We start from the raw sequence: 18,042 nt of genomic DNA on the forward strand, positions 1-18,042 counted from the left end.
GCACACCGCGTAGCGTCCACCGGCCCAACCGCGAGGCCCGGACGTGTCGGTATCCGGTTCGGTCGAGCCGGATACACCGTCGGCAGGTCCTCGGACTCCTGGGTGCACAAAAGCGCACCGATCACACCGTTGCGGGACAGTTCCGGATTCACACCGGATTCCCCTGCGGCGACAGCGAGCATGAGCATACATGTGGGGGCGGTTGGATGATGCGGCCCCCACATGTTGTGTCGCGCGGGAAGAGCGAAGGCGGCTGTCACAGCGCTCCGCTATCGTCGTGAGGACAAGGAGGTACGCCCCATGTCAGCTGTCGACGACCGGCCCCACCTGTTCCCCGAAGAATTCGACGAGGCCACTCGCATACTGGCCCGTACGACCGAGGGCGTGCGGCTGGAGCTCATCGACGGGAGGCTGAGGAGCAGGGTTGTGCCGGACGGGGACCACGGGCGGATCATTCAGTGGCTGACACGCATGTGTATGCAGTCCCGTCCCGAGTTGTGGCTCCACCCTGACCAAGGGCTGAAGGTGCAGGCATACCGCAAGGGCCGCGCGCGCCCGGACGGCTCACTCGCTCCCAGTGATGCCTTCGTCGGCCAGGGCGAGTGGGCGGACCCCGATGAGGTGCTGATGGTCGTCGAAGTCACCTCGTACGACACCGACACCGACACCGACCAGCGCGACCGGGTGGAGAAGCCGCGTGCCTACGCCGAGACCGGCATTCCCGTCTATCTGCTCATCGACCGGGACACCTGTGAGGTGACCGTCTACAGCGAGCCCGACGGCGTCCGGTACGAGAACGCGCACACCGTCCCGTTCGGTAAGCCCGTGGCGCTGCCGGGTCCGGTGGAAATCACCCTGGAGACCGAAGCCCTGAAGGAGTGGGCGCGCTGACGGCGACGGGCCGCCGCGTCCCGGGGTGGGACGCGGCGGCCCGTGGTGCACCGCTCAGCAGCAGCGGAAGCCCTCGCGGGGGTCCGCCTCGCGGGCGTCCGTGCGGCTGCGCTCGAACTGACGGCGGGTCATCACCGGCGCTTCGGGGGCGCAGGACCGCGCGCGGGCGACGTACCGGTCGTACGCCGACTCACCGGTCAGCTCGCGGACGTACCAGCGGATCCGGCCCGCCGCGCGGCGTACGCCGGTCAGAGTCATTCGGCGGCCCCCGTGCCGGCGGGCGCCGTCTCCTTGCGGTTGCCGCCCTCCGGGCCGACGCCGGCCGCGACCAGCTCGGCCTTCTCCTCCTTCGTCGCGATGATCGAGGCGGGAGCGACCAGCTTGGACTCGACGTACGGAGCCTCGTGGAGCTTGACGCTCTCGGGGTCGCGGACCGCCTTGAGGCAGACCCGGCCGGCATCGGCGAGCACCACCACGATGAGGACCGCGAAGAGCGCGCACAGCACGCCGTCCACCGTCGAGTTGGTGACGACGGTGTGCATCTGGTCCATGGTCTTGGCGGGCGGCAGCACCTGGCCCGAGTCGATGCCCGCCTGGTACTTGTCGCGCTGGGCGAAGAAGCCGACCTTCACGTCGTCCGAGAAGATCTTCTGCCAGCTCGCGGTGAGCGTGACCGCCACATCCCAGGCGAGCGGGACCGCCGTGACCCACGCCCACTTCAGGCGGCCGGACTTCACGAGCAGCGTGGTGCACACGGCGAGCGCGACGGCGGCCAGCAGCTGATTGGCGATGCCGAAGAGCGGGAAGAGCTGGTTGATGCCGCCCAGCGGGTCGTGCACGCCGACCCACAGGAAGTAGCCCCAGCCGCCGACGACGACCGCGCTGGCGAACCAGACGCCCGGCTTCCAGCTGACCTGGCGGAACGGCTTGTAGACGTTGCCCAGCATGTCCTGGAGCATGAAGCGCCCGACGCGGGTGCCCGCGTCCACCGTGGTGAGGATGAACAGGGCCTCGAACATGATGGCGAAGTGGTACCAGAACGCCTTCATCGCGGTGCCGCCGACGACCGCGGAGAAGATCTCCGACATGCCGAGCGCGAAGGTCGGCGCGCCGCCGGTGCGCGAGAGCAGGCTCTGCTCCTCGACGTCCTTCGCCGCCTGGGCCAGCGCCTCGGGAGAGATGGAGAAGCCGAGGTTGGTCACCGCTTGGGACGCGGCCTGGACGCTGTCCCCGACCACGCCCACGGGCGAGTTGATGGCGAAGTACAGACCGGGATCGATGATGCTCGCGGTGATCATCGCCATCACCGCGACGAACGACTCGGTCAGCATCGCGCCGTAACCGATCATCCGGATCTGCGTCTCCTTCTGGACCATCTTCGGGGTGGTGCCCGAGGAGACCAGGGAGTGGAAGCCGGAGAGCGCGCCGCAGGCGATGGTGATGAAGACGAAGGGGAACATCGAGCCGGCGAAGACGGGGCCCGTGCCGCTGGTCGCGAAGTCCGTCACCGCGGGCATCTTCATCGTCGGCAGGGCGATGAAGACGCCGACCGCGAGCAGCCCGATCGTGCCGACCTTCATGAAGGTGGAGAGGTAGTCGCGCGGGGCCAGCAGCAGCCACACCGGGAGGACCGAGGCGAGGAAGCCGTACACGATCATCCAGATGACGAGCGTGCCGGGCTCCAGCGTGAACGTGTCCGCCCACGAGGACTCCGCGACCCAGCCGCCCGAGACGATCGCGAGCAGCAGCAGCGCGACGCCGATGAGCGAGACCTCGCTGACCCGGCCCGGACGCAGGACGCGCAGGTAGACGCCCATGAAGAGGGCGATCGGGATCGTCATGCCGATGGAGAAGACGCCCCACGGGGAGTGCGCGAGGGCGTTCACGATGACCAGGGCGAGCACCGCGAGCAGGATGATCATGATGGCGAAGACCGCGACCAGGGCGGCGGCGCCGCCGAACGGCCCGATCTCGTCGCGTGCCATCTGGCCGAGCGAACGGCCGTCGCGGCGGGTGGAGAAGAAGAGCGTCACCATGTCCTGGACGGCGCCGGCGAGGATGACGCCGACGATGATCCAGATCGTGCCGGGCAGGTAGCCCATCTGCGCGGCGAGTACGGGACCGACCAGCGGGCCCGCGCCCGCGATGGCCGCGAAGTGGTGCCCGAACAGCACGCGCCGGTCGGTGGGGTGGAAGTCGACACCGTTGTCGAGCCGCTCGGCGGGGGTGGCCCGGTTCTTGTCGACCTTCAGGACGCGGTGGGCGATGAAGCGCGAGTAGAAGCGGTACGCGATGGCGTACGAGCCGAGGGCCGCCGCCAGCATCCAGGCGGCGGAGACCTCTTCACCGCGCGAGAGGGCGAGCACGGCCCAGGCGATGGCACCGACGAGGGCGACCGAGGCCCATACGGCTATGGACTTCGGGGACAGGGCCCGTTGTCTCTGGGCTGGCGTTGTCGACTGCGACTCCGGCATGACGATCCGTCCCCTCGCGCGATCTTTACTCGTAACGTGCGCGAAATCTAGGTGCTGCGACCGCCGTCCGTAACCCCCTGTCCGCATATCGGTACGGACACGGCCCGACCATTGCAGGTCAGGGCCGTACCAGAACGCCGACTGACCGGCGGCCGTCGCGTCAGTCCGTCGGCCGCTTCAAGTCGGCCACGCTGTGCTGCCGCTGGGGGGCAACCCCCGGACCCCCGGCCGTTCTGTGGTCCGCCGTCGCGTCAGTCCGTCGGCCGCTTCAAGTTGGCCACGAACTTGTAGCGGTCGCCGCGGTAGACCGAGCGCACCCACTCCACCGGCTCGCCGTTCCCGTCGATCGAGTGCCGGGACAGCATCAGCATCGGCAGGCCCACGTCCGTACCGAGCAGCCCGGCCTCGCGCGGGGTGGCCAGCGAGGTCTCGATCGTCTCCTCGGCCTCGGCGAGGTGGACGCCGTACACCTCCGCCAGCGCCGTGTAGAGCGACGTGTACTTGACGAGCGAGCGGCGCAGCGCCGGGAAGCGCTTCGCCGACAGGTGCGTCGTCTCGATCGCCATCGGCTCGCCGCTCGCGAGCCGCAGCCGCTCGATCCGCAGGACCCGCCCGCCCGCCGAGATGTCGAGCAGCCCGGCGAGGGTGTCGTCGGCGGTGACGTAACCGATGTCGAGGAGCTGGGAGGTGGGCTCCAGGCCCTGCGCCCGCATGTCCTCGGTGTACGACGTGAGTTGCAGCGCCTGCGAGACCTTCGGCTTGGCCACGAACGTGCCCTTGCCCTGGATCCGCTCCAGACGGCCCTCGACGACCAGCTCCTGGAGCGCCTGGCGCACCGTCGTGCGCGACGTGTCGAACTCGGCGGCCAGGGTCCGTTCCGGCGGTACCGGGGTCCCGGGCGGCAGGGTTTCGGTCATGTCCAGCAAATGGCGCTTGAGCCGGTAGTACTTGGGCACGCGCGCGGTACGCGCCGGTGCCGCGCCTTCGGTCTCCGTACCGCCCCCGTCCGTGGCCATGCCCCGCCTTCCCGACTTCTGTGCTGCTGCCGTCACCGGCTCCTCCGACTGTCGCGGCTCACATGGTGGCACGGCCTCGTCATGGGGCGACGCCCTTCCTCAGGTGTCGGTCCGATAACGGACGCGAGAGCCCTTCTTATACACCCTTGACACCCCTAAAGGTCTAGGCCAAGCTCCCGGTACTGGTCTAAACCATTAAAGGCCAGAACCCGGCCCCGGGCAGTACATCGGCGTAAGTCTTCGCGGTGGGCAGGGGGTTGCAGGCATCCCTGAGGAGTGATGGCGTGAAGCGCAAGCTCATCGCGGCAATAGGCGTCGCGGGCATGATGGTCGGCATCGCCGCGTGCGGTTCGGACGACGGCGGCTCCGGCGGCAAGTCCTCCGGAGACGGCAAGTCGGTCACGGTCTGGGTGATGGACGGTTCGGCTCCCGACGACTGGATGGCCGGCGTCAACAAGGAGTTCGAGGCCAAGCACCCGGGCGTCAAGGTCAAGGTCGAGAAGCAGCAGTGGAACGGCATCCAGGAGAAGCTGACCACGGCCCTCTCCGAGGACACCCCGCCGGACGTCGTGGAGCTCGGTAACACCCAGACCGCCGGTTACGCGGTCACCGGCGGCCTCGCCGACCTCTCCGGTGACAAGGCCGACCTCGGCTACGACGACTGGAACAAGGGAATGGTCCCCGCGGCCGAGCTGGACGGCAAGCTCTACGCCGCCCCGTGGTACGCCGCCAGCCGCGTGGTCGTCTACGACAAGAAGATCTTCAAGAAGGCGGGCGTCAAGCCGCCGCAGACGCGCGACGAGTGGGTCGCCGGCCTGGAGAAGATCAAGAAGTCCGACAGCAAGATCCAGCCGATCTACCTGCCGGGCCAGAGCTGGTACGTCTACGCCGGTTTCGTGTGGGACGAGGGCGGCGACCTGGCGGCCCGGGACGGCGAGCAGTGGAAGGGCTCCCTGTCCTCCCCCGAGGCGGTCACCGCCATGAACTTCTACAAGAAGCTCCAGTCGTTCTCCTCGGCTCCGAAGGACAAGGACGAGGCGACGCCGCAGCAGTCGACCGACATCGTCCCCAAGGGCGGTGTCGCGTCCTGGATCGGTCTCGGCTGGGAGGCCGGCGGCGCGATCGCCGCCATCGAGAAGGCGGGCGACAAGGCCGACTTCGGTTACTTCCCGGTCCCGGGCAAGACCGCCGACAAGCCGGGCAGCGTCTTCCTCGGCGGCTCGAACCTGGCCGTCGCCGAGCGCTCGCAGAACAAGGACCTGGCCAAGGAGTGGCTGGCCCTCGCCGCCGGCAAGGACCAGATGACGAAGTACGCGAAGGCCACCGCCGGCGCGCTGCTGCCGAACAACGACGCGGCCCAGTTCGAGCCGGAGGCCGGTTCCTTCGCCGAGGCCATGGCGAAGTCCGCGTCCGTCGGCGAGGTCACGCCCGTCACGCCGGGCTGGGCGAACGTCGAGACCGAGCCGAACCCGATCAAGGACTACATGACGAAGGTCCTGAAGGGCGAGGACGTCAAGAAGGCCGGTGAAGCGGCCGACAAGGTCATCACCGAGCGTCTCGGCCAGGAGTAGCCGTATCCCGTGGTGCGGCCGGTGATCCTCCCCCGTCGCCGGCCGCACCACCCGGGCGTGCAGTGACGGCGGTCCCGCGTGGGCCGCAGACCCGTTGGGCGCGGGTGCCCAGAACCGCGAGGAAGAAGACCATGACCGTGCACTCCCAGGGAGTGGCGGCCTCCGCACTGGAGGACGCCCCCGGAAAGGCGGCCGGGAAGTCACAGACTCCACCGCCCGCCTCCGGATCCAGGAAAGTCCCTCAGCCTCCTCGTGGCAGAGGCAGGCGATCGCTGCCCACCGGGCTGATCCCGTACCTGCTGCTGGCACCGGCGGTCGTCTGCGGCGCCGTGCTGCTGCTCTACCCCCTCGTCCGCAACCTGATCCTCTCCTTCCAGGAGGTCGGCCGCAGGGAGCTGATCACCCGGGAGACCGTGTGGACGGGCTTCTCCAACTACACGGACCTGCTCACGGATTCCGATTTCTGGACCGTGGCGGGCCGGTCCCTCCTGTTCACCGCGGCCAACGTCGTACTGATCATGGGCATCGGCTCGCTCATCGGCATCCTGCTCAACCGCCTCGGCAAGAAGATGAGGCTGGTGCTGTCGGTGGCCCTGGTCACCGCCTGGGCCATGCCGATCGTCGCCTCCGTCACCGTCTTCAGGTGGCTCTTCGACGAGCAGTTCGGCATCGCCAACTGGATCATGCGCACCCTGGGCGTCTCCGGCTACGAGCAGCACAACTGGTTCGAGACCGGAATGGCGACCCTCACCATCGTCACCGTGCTCGTGGTCTGGGGCTCGATCCCGTTTGTCGCGCTCAACATGTACGCGGGCCTGACGACCATCGGCAACGAGCTGTACGAGGCGGCCCGGATGGACGGCGCGACCGGCTGGCAGACCTTCTGGGCGGTCGTCTTCCCCAGCCTGAAGCCGTTCTTCCTGATCACCACCTTCCTGGAGATCATCTGGGTCTTCAAGGCGTTCACACAGGTGTACGCGATGAACTCCGGCGGCCCCGACCGGGAGTCCGAGACCCTGCCGGTCTTCGCCTACATCGAGGGCCAGGGCCAGTTCCACTACGGCCTCGCCGCGGCGATCTCGGTGCTGACCATCGTGATGCTGGCCGCCATCATGTCCTTCTACTTCCGCCTGATCCTGAAGCAGGAGGAGGAGCAGTGAGCAACGTGTCCTCTGATCTCCGTGCGCCGCGCCGCAACAGACGGCCCGTCCGGCCGGCCGTGATCGGCAAGAACCTCCTCGCGCTCGCCCTGGCGGCGGTCTTCCTCTTCCCGGTCTACTGGATGTTCTCGTCCTCGCTGAAGCCCCAGAGCGAGATCCTCTCCAAGGACCCGGCCTTCCTCTTCACGCCGACCTTCGACAATTACACGAAGGCGACGGGCATCGACCTGTTCTGGACGTACGTCCTCAACAGCGTCACCGTCACCGTCGGCGCGGTCCTCCTGGCCCTCGTCGTCGCCCTGGCCGCCAGCTTCGCCATCGCCCGGATGAGGTTCCGGGGCCGCAAGGGCCTGATCCTGGCCGTGATGATGGCTCAGATGGCGCCCTGGGAAATCATGGTCATCGTGATGTACCTGATCGCCCGGGACGGCGACATGCTGAACAGCATCCCGCTCCTCACCGCGATCTACTTCGTCATGGTCCTGCCCTTCACCATCTGGACCCTGCGCGGTTTCATCGCCGCCGTCCCGGTGGAACTGGAGGAGGCCGCGCTGATCGACGGCTGCAACCGCGGCCAGGCCTTCATCAAGGTGGTCTTCCCCCTGCTGGCGCCGGGCCTGATGTCCACCTCGCTGTTCGGCTTCATCACGGCCTGGAACGAATTCGCCATGGTCCTTGTCCTCAACAAGGACAAGGAAGCCCAGACGCTGACGCTCTGGCTGACGCAGTTCCAGACGGCGTTCGGCAACGACTGGGGCGCGACGATGGCGGCCTCCTCCCTGTTCGCCCTCCCCGTCCTCGTGGTCTTCCTCTTCCTCCAACGCCGGGCCGTCGGCGGCATGACCGCCGGTGCAGTGAAGGGATAACGCGCGACCATGACCACTCTCGCTCCCCGCACCGACACCCTCACCCGCGACGCTCTCGCCGTCCTCCAGCCCGGTTTCCAGGGCACCACCGCCCCCGACTGGCTGCTGCGCCGGGTCGGCGAGGGCCTGACCTCCGTCGGTCTCTTCGGGCGCAACATCGCCTCCCCGGCGCAACTGGCCGCGCTCACCGCGCAGCTGCGCGCCGAACACGACGACGTGCTCGTCGCGATCGACGAGGAGGGCGGCGACGTCACCCGCCTGGAGGTCCGCCACGGCTCCTCGTTCCCCGGCAACCTCGCCCTCGGCACCGTCGACGACACCGGTCTCACCCGGGACGTCGCCCGCGCACTCGGCCACCGGCTGGCCGAGTGCGGTGTCAACCTCAACTGGGCGCCGTCCGCCGACGTCAACTCCGATCCGGGCAATCCGGTCATCGGCGTACGTTCCTTCGGTGCCGACCCACAGCTCGTGGCGCGGCACACCGCGGCGTACGTCGAGGGCCTCCAGGCCGCCGGCGTCGCCGCCTGCACCAAGCACTTCCCGGGCCACGGCGACACCGCCGTCGACTCGCACCACGCGATGCCCCGCATCGACGTGGACGTGGACACACTGCACGCCCGTGAGCTGGTGCCTTTCCGGGCGGCGATCGCCGCGGGTTCCAAATCTGTCATGAGCGCGCATATCCTGCTCCCCGCGCTCGACCCGGCCCGTCCGGCCACTCTGAGCCCGCAGGTCCTCACCGGTCTGCTGCGCGAGGAACTCGGCTACGACGGGCTGATCATCACCGACGGCATGGAGATGCAGGCCATCTCCTCGACGTACGGCATCGAACTCGGCAGCGTCATGGCGATCGCCGCCGGCGCCGACGCGATCTGCGTCGGTGGTGGGCTGGCGGACGACGGGACCGTGCTGAGGCTGCGCGACGCGCTGGTCGCGGCCGTGCGGGACGGTGCACTGCCGGAGGAGCGGCTGGCCGACGCGGCGGCGCGCGTGCGCGCGCTCGCGGACTGGACGCGGCAGAGCAGGGGGGCCCGGGGGGCTTCGGGGCCGGGCGCGGCTTCACAGGAGGGGACCGAGCCCGGCCCCGGCACCGAGATCGGCCTGGTGGCCGCGCGCAGGGCGCTGCGGGTCACCCGGAGCGCCGGTTTCGCTCCCGTCACTTCCGCCCCGTACGTCGCTGCCTTCACCCCCGTCGCCAACATCGCCGTCGGCGACGAGACGCCGTGGGGGATCGCCGCCGAGCTGGCGCGCCTGCTGCCGGGCACCACGACGGGCACGTACCACAGCGGGAACTCCGCGCCGGAGCAGGTGGTCGGGGCCGCGGAAGGCCGCCGGATCGTCGCGGTCGTACGCGATGCCCACCGCCACCCGTGGATGGCGGCCGCGCTGGAGGCGCTGACCGCCGCCAGGCCCGACACGGTCGTGGTGGAGATGGGCGTGCCGCAGGCGCAGCCGCGCGGGGGCCTGTACGTCGCGACGCACGGCGCCGCGCGGGTGTGCGGCCGGGCCGCCGCCGAGGTCGTCGCCGGCGCCTGACCGGTACGCCGGTACGACGGAGTTCCGGGATCCGGGGGGATCCCGGAACTCCGTCGTGTCCTGTGGTGTCCCGGTCGTGCCCCGGGGGAGTCCCGAGGGGCCCCGGGGAGGGGCCCTACAGGCCCTGCCAGACCGGCTTGGCCGCGTACGTCGCGCGGAAGTAGTCGGCGAGCTTCAGCTTGGACGCCGCCGCCTCGTCGACGACGACCGTCGCGTGCGGATGCAGCTGGAGCGCGGAGGCCGGCACCAGCGCGGCGACCGGGCCCTCGACGGTCTGCGCCACGGCCTCGGCCTTGCCCTCGCCGGTGGCGAGCAGCACCAGGTGGCGGGCCTCCAGGATGGTGCCGATGCCCTGCGTGATGACGTGGTGGGGCACCTGGTCGATGTCGCCCTCGAAGAAACGCGCGTTGTCGACGCGGGTCTGCTCGGTCAGCGTCTTGATCCGGGTGCGGGAGGCCAGCGAGGAGCACGGCTCGTTGAAACCGATGTGCCCGTCGGTGCCTATGCCGAGCAGCTGGAGGTCCACGCCGCCGGCCTCGGCGAGGGCGCGGTCGTACGCCTCGCACGCGGCCTGGATGTCCTCGGCGGAGCCGTCGGGGCCCATGAAGGACGCCTCGGTCAGGCCGAGCGGCTCGACGACCTCGCGCAGCACGACCGAGCGGTACGACTCGGGGTGCCCGGCGGGCAGCCCGACGTACTCGTCGAGCTGGCAGATCCGCGCGCGCGACGCGTCGACCTCGCCCGCGCGGACCTTGGCCGTCAGGGCCTCGTAGATGGGCAGCGGGGACGAACCGGTGGCCACGCCGAGCAGCGCGTCGGGCTTGTGGCCCAGCAGCCGGCCGATGCTCGCCGCGATGAGCTCGCCGCCGGTCCTGGCGTCCGGAACGATGACAACTTCCACGCTGAGCCTGCCGATCTGAGAGGGGGGACCGTATTGTGGTATAGACCAATCTAGCAGAGGCTGTGCCGTGTGCCCGGGGGTCTTCGCCAAGCGGGTGCCCGTATTTCCATGGTCGGCCGAGGCCCGCCGGTCGTCACCTTTTCGCTCCGGCCCCTCCCTCCCCCCGCCCCCTCCCGGGCCAGTGAGCCGCCCGTCGTGTCCAGCCACTGGCCCGTGATCCGGCGGACGTCGTCGGAGGCCAGGAACGCCACGACGTCCGCGATGCCGGAGGGTTCCCCGACCCGACCCGACCCGACCCGACCCGATCCGGCCCGACGCCGACATCGGCGCCGACATCGGCGCCGCCCCGGCCCACGCCTCGTCGCTCGTGCGCAGCCGGCCCGCGTTGGTGTCCGTGTCGACGATGCCGGGGCCACCGCGTTCACCGTGGGTGCCCCGGGGGTCCGGCACCTTGGACAGGTGTCGCGCGCCCTGCGTGAGGAGCCCACCGCCCGCGCCGGCGTCGCCCGGATGCTCCACGAGGCGGCGGAGTTCACCGACCCGTCCCGTCCGCCCCGTCCGTGCGGCTGTCTGGTGATTTCCCCGGCCGTCACCTGCACGGCGCCGGAGGTCGAATCCGCCCTGCGCGATCAGCGCAACGCCAACCTCGCCGCGATCGAGGCCCTCGTCACGGCGGACATCGACGCGGGCGAGCTGCCGCGTACCGCCGACGCCCGCGCCCTCGCGCGCTTCAGCGGCGCCGTGCTCCAGGGAATGTCGCAGCAGGCGCGCGACGGCGCCGCACGGGAGGAACTCGAGGCGGTCGCCGAGCACGCCATGCGTGCCTGGTCGTCCGTGGCGGCAACTGACCGTTAATCTTACTGGGCACGGTCATAGACATAAGGTAATGGTCTAGTCCACAATGCACAGGTAAAGCCTCCTCCCTCCCCGCACAGGAGGGTGGAACGAGGTACCGGCGCTCTCTGCCCTGACTGCGCCGTGGCCTCCACCGGCCGCGCGGGACCGCACACCCGCCGCTTGGCCGGAGCAGCTCCGGGCTGCGGTGCCGGACGGGCTGAGGGTCCCGGCCGGCGCCGTGGCCATGGGGTCGCCCGAGCGAAGGTACGCTCGCACACGTGCCCTCCATGAACGACCTCGTCCGCCAGCACACCGCTCTGAGTGAGACCGACCTCGAGTGGCTCCATCTGCTGGTCTCGGAGTGGCAGCTGCTCTCCGACCTCTCCTTCGCCGACCTCGTCCTGTGGGTTCCCACCCTCGACGGGACGCGCTACGTCTCCGTCGCGCAGATGCGGCCCAACACCGGCCCCACCTCCTACCAGGACGACATGGTCGGCCACCTCGTCCCGCGCGGCCGCCGCCCCCTCCTCGACGCGGCCCTCGACGAGGGCCGGATCGTGCGCGAGGGCGACCCCGAGTGGCGGGAGGAGGTCCCGGTCCGGGTCGAGTCGATTCCCGTACGCCGCGAAGGGCGCGTCCTCGGCGTCATCGCCCGCAATACGAACCTGCTGACCGTACGCACCCCCAGCCGCCTGGAGCTGACGTACCTCCAGAGCGCCTCCGACCTGGCCCAGATGATCGCCGCCGGGGCCTTCCCCTTCCCCGGCCAGCAGGTCGACATGGACGCCTCGCCGCGCGCCGGCGACGGGCTGATCCGGCTCGACGCGGACGGCATCGTCCAGTACGCGTCGCCGAACGCCCTCTCCGCGTACCACCGGCTCGGCCTCGCCTCCGACCTCGTCGGAAACCACCTCGGCCAGGCCACCGCCGAACTCGCCCCGTCCCGCGGCCCGGTGGACGAAGCCCTGGTCAAGCTGGCCAGCGGTTACGCCCCGCGCGAGACCGAGGTCGAGGGGGACAGCGGGGTGATCCAGCTGCGCGCGATCCCGCTCAAGCCCAAGGGAACGCGGATCGGTTCGCTCGTCCTGTGCCGTGACGTCACGGAACTCCGCCGGCGCGAGCGGGAGTTGATCACCAAGGACGCCACCATCCGGGAGATCCACCACCGGGTGAAGAACAACCTCCAGACGGTGGCGGCCCTGTTGCGGCTCCAGGCGCGCCGGATGGACTCCGAGCAGGGCCGCGAGGCGCTCAACGAGGCGGTGCGCCGCGTCGGCTCGATCGCGATCGTCCACGAGACGCTCTCGCAGAACCTCGACGAGCGCGTCCAGTTCGACGAGATCGCCGACCGGGTGATCGCGATGGTCGCCGAGATCTCGCCGGGCAAGGTCGACTGCCGCCGCACGGGCCGCTTCGGCATACTCGACGCCGAGGTCGCGACGCCGCTGGCGATGGTCCTCACCGAGGTTCTCCAGAACGCGCTGGAGCACGCCTTCGCACCGGGGGAGCGGGGGACGGTCGAGGTGGCCGCCGTGCGCGGCAGCGACCGCAGGGACGCCCGGCTGCTGATCACCGTTCAGGACGACGGCCGCGGCCTGCCCGAGGGGTTCGACCCCCAGCGGACCGGCAACCTGGGCCTGCAGATCGTACGGACGCTGGTCGAGGGCGAGCTGGGCGGGACCTTCGACATGGTCCCGGCCCCCGGGCGCGGCACCCGGGTCGTACTCGACGTACCCGTACGCGCCGACAAGTAACGCCGGGCCGGGCGCCGGGCCCCGGGCGGAAAAGCGGCGAGCCCCGGACCGAAGAACGGTCCGGGGCTCAAAGCTCACGTTGCTATGCGCATCGGGGGGTACTGCGCGCTGCGGCTCGGGGCGGGTGGTACGTACGCGCTGTACGCGCCGCCAAGCTGAGGCTCGTGCGGGGTGGTGGCTCAGGCGGTCGCGTTACGCGCCCGGTTGCGGGCGGCGCGGCGCTTCATCGCGCGGCGCTCGTCCTCGCTGAGGCCACCCCAGACGCCGGAGTCCTGGCCGGACTCGAGCGCCCACTGCAGGCACTGCTCCATGACGGGGCAGCGGCGGCAGACGGCCTTGGCTTCCTCGATCTGCAGCAGCGCAGGACCGGTGTTGCCGATGGGGAAGAACAGCTCCGGGTCTTCCTCACGACAAACGGCGTTGTGACGCCAGTCCATGGCTGCTACCTCTCCTTGGTATTACGTGCTGGTGCTTGTGAATGTGAACGCTTTCACGAATCCCTCCGCAAGTGAAGGGCCGACTGCCAGTTACCTGGTGTGGGTCCTGTGTGCAAGGAGGGGTTCTGGCTTTCAGTGGAGGCTGGTGGTGCGGGCCGTCCCGATCGCCATGTAGAGATTCCCAAACCTCGGCGGCGGATACAACCCCTTCCGGGAAGTTTTTTTTGATTCCTCGGTGTCGGGTAGGTCACAGCCGTACTTCTAAGGGGTGTAACCCAGCCCGTACGTTCGAGTTAAAGGACTTTTGCGCCTTCCGCTCACACAATCACACGCAGTGCACGGCGTACGCCTGTGAACGTCACGCTCGTACGCAGCCCCAGGTGGTCACCGTCCATCTGGAAGGGGAGGGGCGCCTTCGAATGCAAGGTGAAGTCGGTCAGATCGTGCAGCGTCACCGCGTGCTTGCCGTGGGGTCCGCGCTCGGGCGACGAGGTCAGCAACTGGGTCGCGTAACGGGCCACGGCGGGGGTGGACAGCTTGCTCAGCGCGAGCACGTCGAGCGCCGTGTCGAAGGAGGCTTCCGGGGACGCGTACATCGGACGATTGCCCAGGTAGGTCCAGGGGGCGGTGTTGCAGACTATGGACAGCACGAGGTCTTCCACCGGGTCGTGGCCGGGGCGCTCCATGGTGATCAGACCCTGCCGGCGGTGCGGTTCCATCAGGAACTGGCGTACCACCTGGCGCACGTAGAGGGCGTGCGTCGAGCGCTTTCCGCGCTCCCTGTGCTGCTCGACCCTGCCGATCACTCCCGCGTCGAAACCGAGGCCCGCGCAGAACGTGAACCAGCGGGCCGGCACCGATTCGTCCTCGGTTCCCGGGGTACCCGCCGCGAGACCGAGGCCGACCGTGCGCTCGCTGCGGGTGCGCAGCGCGTCCAGGATGGCGCCGGTCGCCTCGACGGCGTCGTTGGGCAGACCCAGGGCGCGGGCGAAGACATTCGTGGAGCCGCCGGGGACGACGGCCAGGCGCGGCAGCCGCTGCGGGTCCGGACCCTCGTGCAGGAGGCCGTTGACGACCTCGTTCACGGTGCCGTCGCCGCCGAGCGCCACGACCAGCTCGATGTCCTCGCTCTGCGCGGCCCGCCGGCCCAGGTCGCGGGCGTGCCCGCGGTACTCGGTCGTCACGGCTTCCAGCTTCATCTCGCTGGCCAGGGCATGAATCAGAACATCACGGGTGCGCGCACTGGTGGTGGTAGCTGCCGGATTGACCACGAGGAGTGCGCGCATGCGCGCCAGACTACCCAGTGGGGGGAACCCGGCCCAGACCTGGTCCGCCGGGGCGGGCGGTTACGCTGCGGGGGTGAGCAATGAGCAGACTCCCGGATCCGTCGCCGGCCCCCGCCCCACCCGGCTGACCGCAGCGGCGGCGCTCGCCGCGCTGGAGGGCCTGGCGCTGGTCGCCGGCGGCGTGTACATGCTCGTGATGGGGCTGCTCGGCAGCCCCGACAGGCCCGAGCAGGCGGAGATGGGCGGCGTGACGCTGATCGTCCTGGCGCTGCTGCCCCTGCTGGCCGCGCGCGGACTGCTCAACCGCCGCGCGTGGAGCCGCGGGCCCGCCATCATCACGCAGCTCATGGCGCTGCCGGTGGCCTGGACGCTGCTGCGCTCCGAGGGCTCCCTGCTGATCCCGGCCGGCATCGCCCTCGCGGTGGTGGCCGTCGCGTCGCTGGTCCTGCTGGTCAACCCCGAGACGAACCGGGCGCTGGGCATCCGCGGTCCCCGCGACGCGTAACGCCGCGGGACGCCCGGCCGGCCGTACGAGCGCAGGGACTACTCCTCGACCAGCAGCCTTTCGCGGAGCTGGGCCAGCGTGCGCGCGAGCAGCCGGGAGACGTGCATCTGGGAGATGCCGACCTCCGTGGCGATCTGCGACTGCGTCATGTTGCCGAAGAAACGCAGCAGCAGGATGCGCTTCTCGCGCGGCGGGAGGCCCTCGAGGAGCGGCTTCAGCGACTCCCGGTACTCGACGCCCTCCAGCGCCTCGTCCTCGGCGCCCAGGGTGTCCGCGACCGCCGGGGAGTCGTCGTCGGTGTCGGGGACGTCCAGCGACAGCGTGCTGTACGCGTTGGCGGACTCCAGCCCCTCCAGGACCTCTTCCTCCGAGATGCCCAGGCGCTCGGCCAGTTCGTGCACGGTCGGGGACCGGCCGTGCTGCTGGGAGAGCTCGGCCGTGGCCGTCGTCAGCGACAGACGCAGCTCCTGGAGGCGCCTGGGCACCCGGACGGCCCAGCCCTTGTCACGGAAGTGCCGCTTGATCTCGCCGACGACGGTCGGGGTGGCGTACGTCGAGAACTCGACGCCGCGCTCCGGATCGAACCGGTCCACCGACTTGATCAGGCCGATCGTGGCGACCTGGGTGAGGTCGTCGAGCGGCTCGCCGCGGTTGCGGAAGCGGCGCGCCAGGTGCTCGACCAGGGGGAGGTGCATGCGCACCAGCCGGTTGCGCAGCTCCGCCTTCTCGGCCGATCCGTCCGGCAGCTCGCGCAACTCGATGAACAGCGCGCGCGCACCACTGCGGTCGTTCGGATCGTGGCGTCCGTGCTCCGTGGAGTGCTGTCCGTGCTCGCTCATATGGCCCGCCCGCTCTGCCTGCTCCGCCGCCACCGTGCCCACCGGGCCGTCCGCCGGCCCGTCGGCCACCGGTCCGTCGACCGGATGGGGCCGGGCCTGCTGTTCAGGGATGTCCGCAGGTCCGGGCGCGGACCCGGCCTGTCCGGCCGCGGCCGCGCGCCCTCCCGTCGGCGCCTGCGGGCTGAGCTCCTCGTTCCACACCGGCCCGTCCCCGTTCCTCACGCCGGCCCGGGTCCCGCGCCGCGCTGTTTGTACAGGCTGATGGTGACCGTACGGTCCTCGGCGACCGTGGAGTCGACCTTGCCCGCCAGTGCCGAGAGCACCGTCCAGGCGAAGGTGTCGCGCTCCGGTGCGCGTCCGTCGGTGGTGGGGGCCGAGACCGTGACGTCGAGTGAGTCTTCGACGAGCCGGAAGACGCAGCTGAGGACGGAGCCCGGCACGGCCTGCTGGAGCAGGATCGCGCAGGCTTCGTCGACCGCGATGCGCAGATCCTCGATCTCGTCGAGGGTGAAGTCCAAGCGCGCCGCGAGTCCGGCCGTGGCCGTACGCAGCACGGACAGGTAGGCACCTGCAGCGGGCAGCCGGACTTCCACGAAGTCCTGGGTCCCGGGCTCGCCTGCGATCTGGGACACCCTCACCTCCAAGGTGGCACAAGCTCTTTCGGGGGCCCGGGAGGGAGCGTCCCCCCGGAGCCACGCGGTACGTCGTTCGCCGGTGACGCTATCGCGATCCATTCTGCCGTGTCGCCGGACCCCCGTCCGGTCCCGTCACTCATGGTAAGCATATGAGTACGTACAGTGGCTAGGGGTGTGCGGCGCCCAATTGGAAAGTACCGGCGCCGGATTGACGTACCCACACGTCAGACGATCGAACCGTCCACGAAGCACCAACGCCAGTTCTCGCCGGGCTCGAAACTGCGCAGCACCGGACGGCCCGTCCCGTCGACGTGCCCGGACGCGTGCCGGTGCGGCGACGAGTCGCAGCAGCCCACGTGGCCGCGCACCAGGCACAGCCGCAGCTGTACGGGGTGGCTGCCGGCCGCCAGGCACTCCGGGCAGGTGCCGCTCGGCGGGTCCGGCTCGGGGTCCGGCGGCGGTTCGCGACGGTGCGCTGACGCTGACGCTGGCGGAGGTGAAGGACCCGCTGAGCATGGTGTGGTCGCGGCCGCTGCCGCAGGGGGCGGAGCCGTCCACGGTGACCGTGTCCCAGGACAGTGCGGGCCGCTGGTTCGTGTCCCTGCTGTGCGAAGACGCATCGGTCGAGCCCCTGCCCGTCCTGGATGCCGCCGTCGGCATCGACGCGGGGATCACCAGTCCGGTGACGCCCCCCACCGGGGAGAAGATCGCCAACCCCCGGCACGAGCGTCAGGACCGCGCACGCCTGGCCAGGGCTCAACGGGTCCTGGCGAAGAAGGAGGAGGGCTCCCGCAACCGGGGCAAGGCCCGCCTCAAGGTCGCCGAGATCCACGCCCGGATCGCGGATCGGCGCCGGGACTTCCTGCACCGGCTCACCACTCGGCTCGTTCGTGAGAACCGAACGGTCGTGATCGGGGGCCCGACCGTCCGCAACATGGTCAGGAACAAGAGTCCGGCCCGCGCCATCTCGGACGCGGCCTGGACCGATCTGCGCTCCAGGCTGGAGTACCAGGGCACCTGGTACGGGCGGAACCTGGTCGCCATCGACCGGTGGCTCTCCTCCACCCAGCTGTGCTCCGCCTGCGGCACCCTCCCGGGCAAGCTGCCGTTGCACCTCCGCCGGTGGACGTGCGAGTGCGGCACCACACATGACCGCGACACCAACGCGGCACGCAAGGTTCTGGCCGCCGGACTGGCGGTTGCAGCCTGTGGAGCGGGTGTAGGACCTCAACGGGAGTCCTCCCGGACGGGGCAGCCTGCTGCGAAGCAGGAAACCCTCACTGCGAAGTGGGGACTCCCCTTCGATCGCGAAGGGGAGGGGGTCGAGATGGCCA

General features: G+C 70.1%; 15 protein-coding genes, 3 pseudogenes and 1 riboswitch. Of the genes and pseudogenes, 9 read left to right on the top strand and 9 right to left on the bottom strand.

Annotation, left to right across the window (positions count from 1 at the left end):
* Positions 1–64: 64 nt before the first annotated feature.
* Positions 65–188: riboswitch (cobalamin riboswitch) on the bottom strand.
* 112 nt (positions 189–300) lie between these two features.
* Positions 301–891: a Uma2 family endonuclease gene (locus ACWDZ4_RS01940; RefSeq protein ID WP_451506515.1), complete on the top strand. Its 591-nt coding sequence runs from the start codon at positions 301–303 to the stop codon at positions 889–891.
* A gap of 54 nt (positions 892–945) precedes the next feature.
* Here the strand turns inward: ACWDZ4_RS01940 and ACWDZ4_RS01945 are convergent, their stop codons facing one another.
* From ACWDZ4_RS01945 to ACWDZ4_RS01955, 3 genes are all read right to left on the bottom strand, one after another.
* Positions 946–1,149, bottom strand: a complete 204-nt coding sequence (locus ACWDZ4_RS01945; protein WP_451506516.1) for a YbdD/YjiX family protein — start codon at positions 1,147–1,149, stop codon at positions 946–948.
* Positions 1,146–3,365 carry a carbon starvation CstA family protein gene (locus ACWDZ4_RS01950; protein ID WP_451506517.1) on the bottom strand — a complete coding sequence of 740 codons (2,220 nt, stop codon included), beginning with the start codon at positions 3,363–3,365 and terminating at the stop codon, positions 1,146–1,148. Before ACWDZ4_RS01950 ends, ACWDZ4_RS01945 begins: the two co-directional genes overlap by 4 nt.
* Before the next feature lie 251 nt (positions 3,366–3,616).
* On the bottom strand, positions 3,617–4,381 hold the full coding sequence (locus ACWDZ4_RS01955; protein ID WP_344497037.1) for a GntR family transcriptional regulator: 765 nt from the start codon (positions 4,379–4,381) through the stop codon (positions 3,617–3,619).
* A 284-nt stretch (positions 4,382–4,665) separates the two neighbouring features.
* Here ACWDZ4_RS01955 and ACWDZ4_RS01960 point away from each other — a divergent pair, with 284 nt between their 5' ends.
* The 4 genes from ACWDZ4_RS01960 to ACWDZ4_RS01975 all read left to right on the top strand — a co-directional run bounded on the left by ACWDZ4_RS01960 (position 4,666) and on the right by ACWDZ4_RS01975 (position 9,514).
* A complete protein-coding gene (locus tag ACWDZ4_RS01960; RefSeq protein WP_451506518.1) occupies positions 4,666–5,952 on the top strand; it encodes an extracellular solute-binding protein in 1,287 nt (428 codons plus the stop codon).
* A gap of 131 nt (positions 5,953–6,083) precedes the next feature.
* The gene (locus ACWDZ4_RS01965) at positions 6,084–7,112 is read left to right on the top strand and encodes a carbohydrate ABC transporter permease (protein WP_451506519.1); all 1,029 of its coding nucleotides are present in this window, start codon (positions 6,084–6,086) and stop codon (positions 7,110–7,112) included.
* Positions 7,113–7,171: 59 nt separating this feature from the next.
* Complete coding sequence (locus tag ACWDZ4_RS01970) at positions 7,172–7,978, top strand: carbohydrate ABC transporter permease (protein WP_451506666.1); 807 nt, start codon at positions 7,172–7,174, stop codon at positions 7,976–7,978.
* 9 nt (positions 7,979–7,987) lie between these two features.
* A complete protein-coding gene (locus tag ACWDZ4_RS01975) occupies positions 7,988–9,514 on the top strand; it encodes a glycoside hydrolase family 3 protein (RefSeq protein WP_451506520.1) in 1,527 nt (508 codons plus the stop codon).
* A gap of 115 nt (positions 9,515–9,629) precedes the next feature.
* Here the strand turns inward: ACWDZ4_RS01975 and nagB are convergent, their stop codons facing one another.
* A complete protein-coding gene (nagB, locus tag ACWDZ4_RS01980) occupies positions 9,630–10,415 on the bottom strand; it encodes a glucosamine-6-phosphate deaminase (protein ID WP_451506521.1) in 786 nt (261 codons plus the stop codon).
* A gap of 462 nt (positions 10,416–10,877) precedes the next feature.
* On the opposite strand from nagB, the pseudogene ACWDZ4_RS01985 reads away from it, so the two are divergent.
* Positions 10,878–11,270 (top strand): annotated as a pseudogene (locus ACWDZ4_RS01985) (TetR family transcriptional regulator C-terminal domain-containing protein); the annotation flags it as partial.
* A 269-nt stretch (positions 11,271–11,539) separates the two neighbouring features.
* On the top strand, positions 11,540–13,006 hold the full coding sequence (locus ACWDZ4_RS01990; RefSeq protein WP_451506667.1) for a sensor histidine kinase: 1,467 nt from the start codon (positions 11,540–11,542) through the stop codon (positions 13,004–13,006).
* A gap of 179 nt (positions 13,007–13,185) precedes the next feature.
* Here ACWDZ4_RS01990 and ACWDZ4_RS01995 read toward each other — a convergent pair whose 3' ends face one another.
* Positions 13,186–13,443, bottom strand: coding sequence for a WhiB family transcriptional regulator (locus ACWDZ4_RS01995; RefSeq protein ID WP_004937597.1), 258 nt, complete (start codon positions 13,441–13,443; stop codon positions 13,186–13,188).
* A 317-nt stretch (positions 13,444–13,760) separates the two neighbouring features.
* Positions 13,761–14,729, bottom strand: a complete 969-nt coding sequence (locus tag ACWDZ4_RS02000) for a diacylglycerol/lipid kinase family protein (protein WP_451506522.1) — start codon at positions 14,727–14,729, stop codon at positions 13,761–13,763.
* A gap of 73 nt (positions 14,730–14,802) precedes the next feature.
* On the opposite strand from ACWDZ4_RS02000, the gene ACWDZ4_RS02005 reads away from it, so the two are divergent.
* Positions 14,803–15,234: a hypothetical protein gene (locus ACWDZ4_RS02005; RefSeq protein ID WP_451506523.1), complete on the top strand. Its 432-nt coding sequence runs from the start codon at positions 14,803–14,805 to the stop codon at positions 15,232–15,234.
* Between the two features lie 38 nt (positions 15,235–15,272).
* Here the strand turns inward: ACWDZ4_RS02005 and ACWDZ4_RS02010 are convergent, their stop codons facing one another.
* The 3 genes and pseudogenes from ACWDZ4_RS02010 to ACWDZ4_RS02020 all read right to left on the bottom strand — a co-directional run.
* On the bottom strand, positions 15,273–16,295 hold the full coding sequence (locus ACWDZ4_RS02010; RefSeq protein WP_451506524.1) for an RNA polymerase sigma factor SigF: 1,023 nt from the start codon (positions 16,293–16,295) through the stop codon (positions 15,273–15,275).
* The gene (locus ACWDZ4_RS02015; RefSeq protein ID WP_028811722.1) at positions 16,292–16,705 is read right to left on the bottom strand and encodes an ATP-binding protein; all 414 of its coding nucleotides are present in this window, start codon (positions 16,703–16,705) and stop codon (positions 16,292–16,294) included. The genes ACWDZ4_RS02010 and ACWDZ4_RS02015 overlap by 4 nt, the downstream gene beginning before the upstream one ends.
* A gap of 227 nt (positions 16,706–16,932) precedes the next feature.
* Positions 16,933–17,163: pseudogene (locus tag ACWDZ4_RS02020) on the bottom strand (UBP-type zinc finger domain-containing protein); the annotation flags it as partial.
* On the opposite strand from ACWDZ4_RS02020, the pseudogene ACWDZ4_RS02025 reads away from it, so the two are divergent.
* A pseudogene (locus ACWDZ4_RS02025) lies at positions 17,139–18,008 on the top strand (RNA-guided endonuclease InsQ/TnpB family protein); the annotation flags it as partial. The pseudogenes ACWDZ4_RS02020 and ACWDZ4_RS02025 overlap by 25 nt on opposite strands.
* Positions 18,009–18,042 lie beyond the last annotated feature (34 nt).

Source organism: Streptomyces sp. NPDC003016 (genome assembly GCF_053591455.1).

Coding starts and splice junctions, on each gene's coding strand:
- ACWDZ4_RS01940 (WP_451506515.1), top strand. CDS start 301: ATGTCAGCTGTCGACGACCGGCCCCACCTGTTCCCCGAAGAATTCGAC.
- ACWDZ4_RS01945 (WP_451506516.1), bottom strand. CDS start 1,149: ATGACTCTGACCGGCGTACGCCGCGCGGCGGGCCGGATCCGCTGGTAC.
- ACWDZ4_RS01950 (WP_451506517.1), bottom strand. CDS start 3,365: ATGCCGGAGTCGCAGTCGACAACGCCAGCCCAGAGACAACGGGCCCTG.
- ACWDZ4_RS01955 (WP_344497037.1), bottom strand. CDS start 4,381: ATGGCCACGGACGGGGGCGGTACGGAGACCGAAGGCGCGGCACCGGCG.
- ACWDZ4_RS01965 (WP_451506519.1), top strand. CDS start 6,084: ATGACCGTGCACTCCCAGGGAGTGGCGGCCTCCGCACTGGAGGACGCC.
- ACWDZ4_RS01975 (WP_451506520.1), top strand. CDS start 7,988: ATGACCACTCTCGCTCCCCGCACCGACACCCTCACCCGCGACGCTCTC.
- ACWDZ4_RS01990 (WP_451506667.1), top strand. CDS start 11,540: ATGAACGACCTCGTCCGCCAGCACACCGCTCTGAGTGAGACCGACCTC.
- ACWDZ4_RS01995 (WP_004937597.1), bottom strand. CDS start 13,443: ATGGACTGGCGTCACAACGCCGTTTGTCGTGAGGAAGACCCGGAGCTG.
- ACWDZ4_RS02000 (WP_451506522.1), bottom strand. CDS start 14,729: ATGCGCGCACTCCTCGTGGTCAATCCGGCAGCTACCACCACCAGTGCG.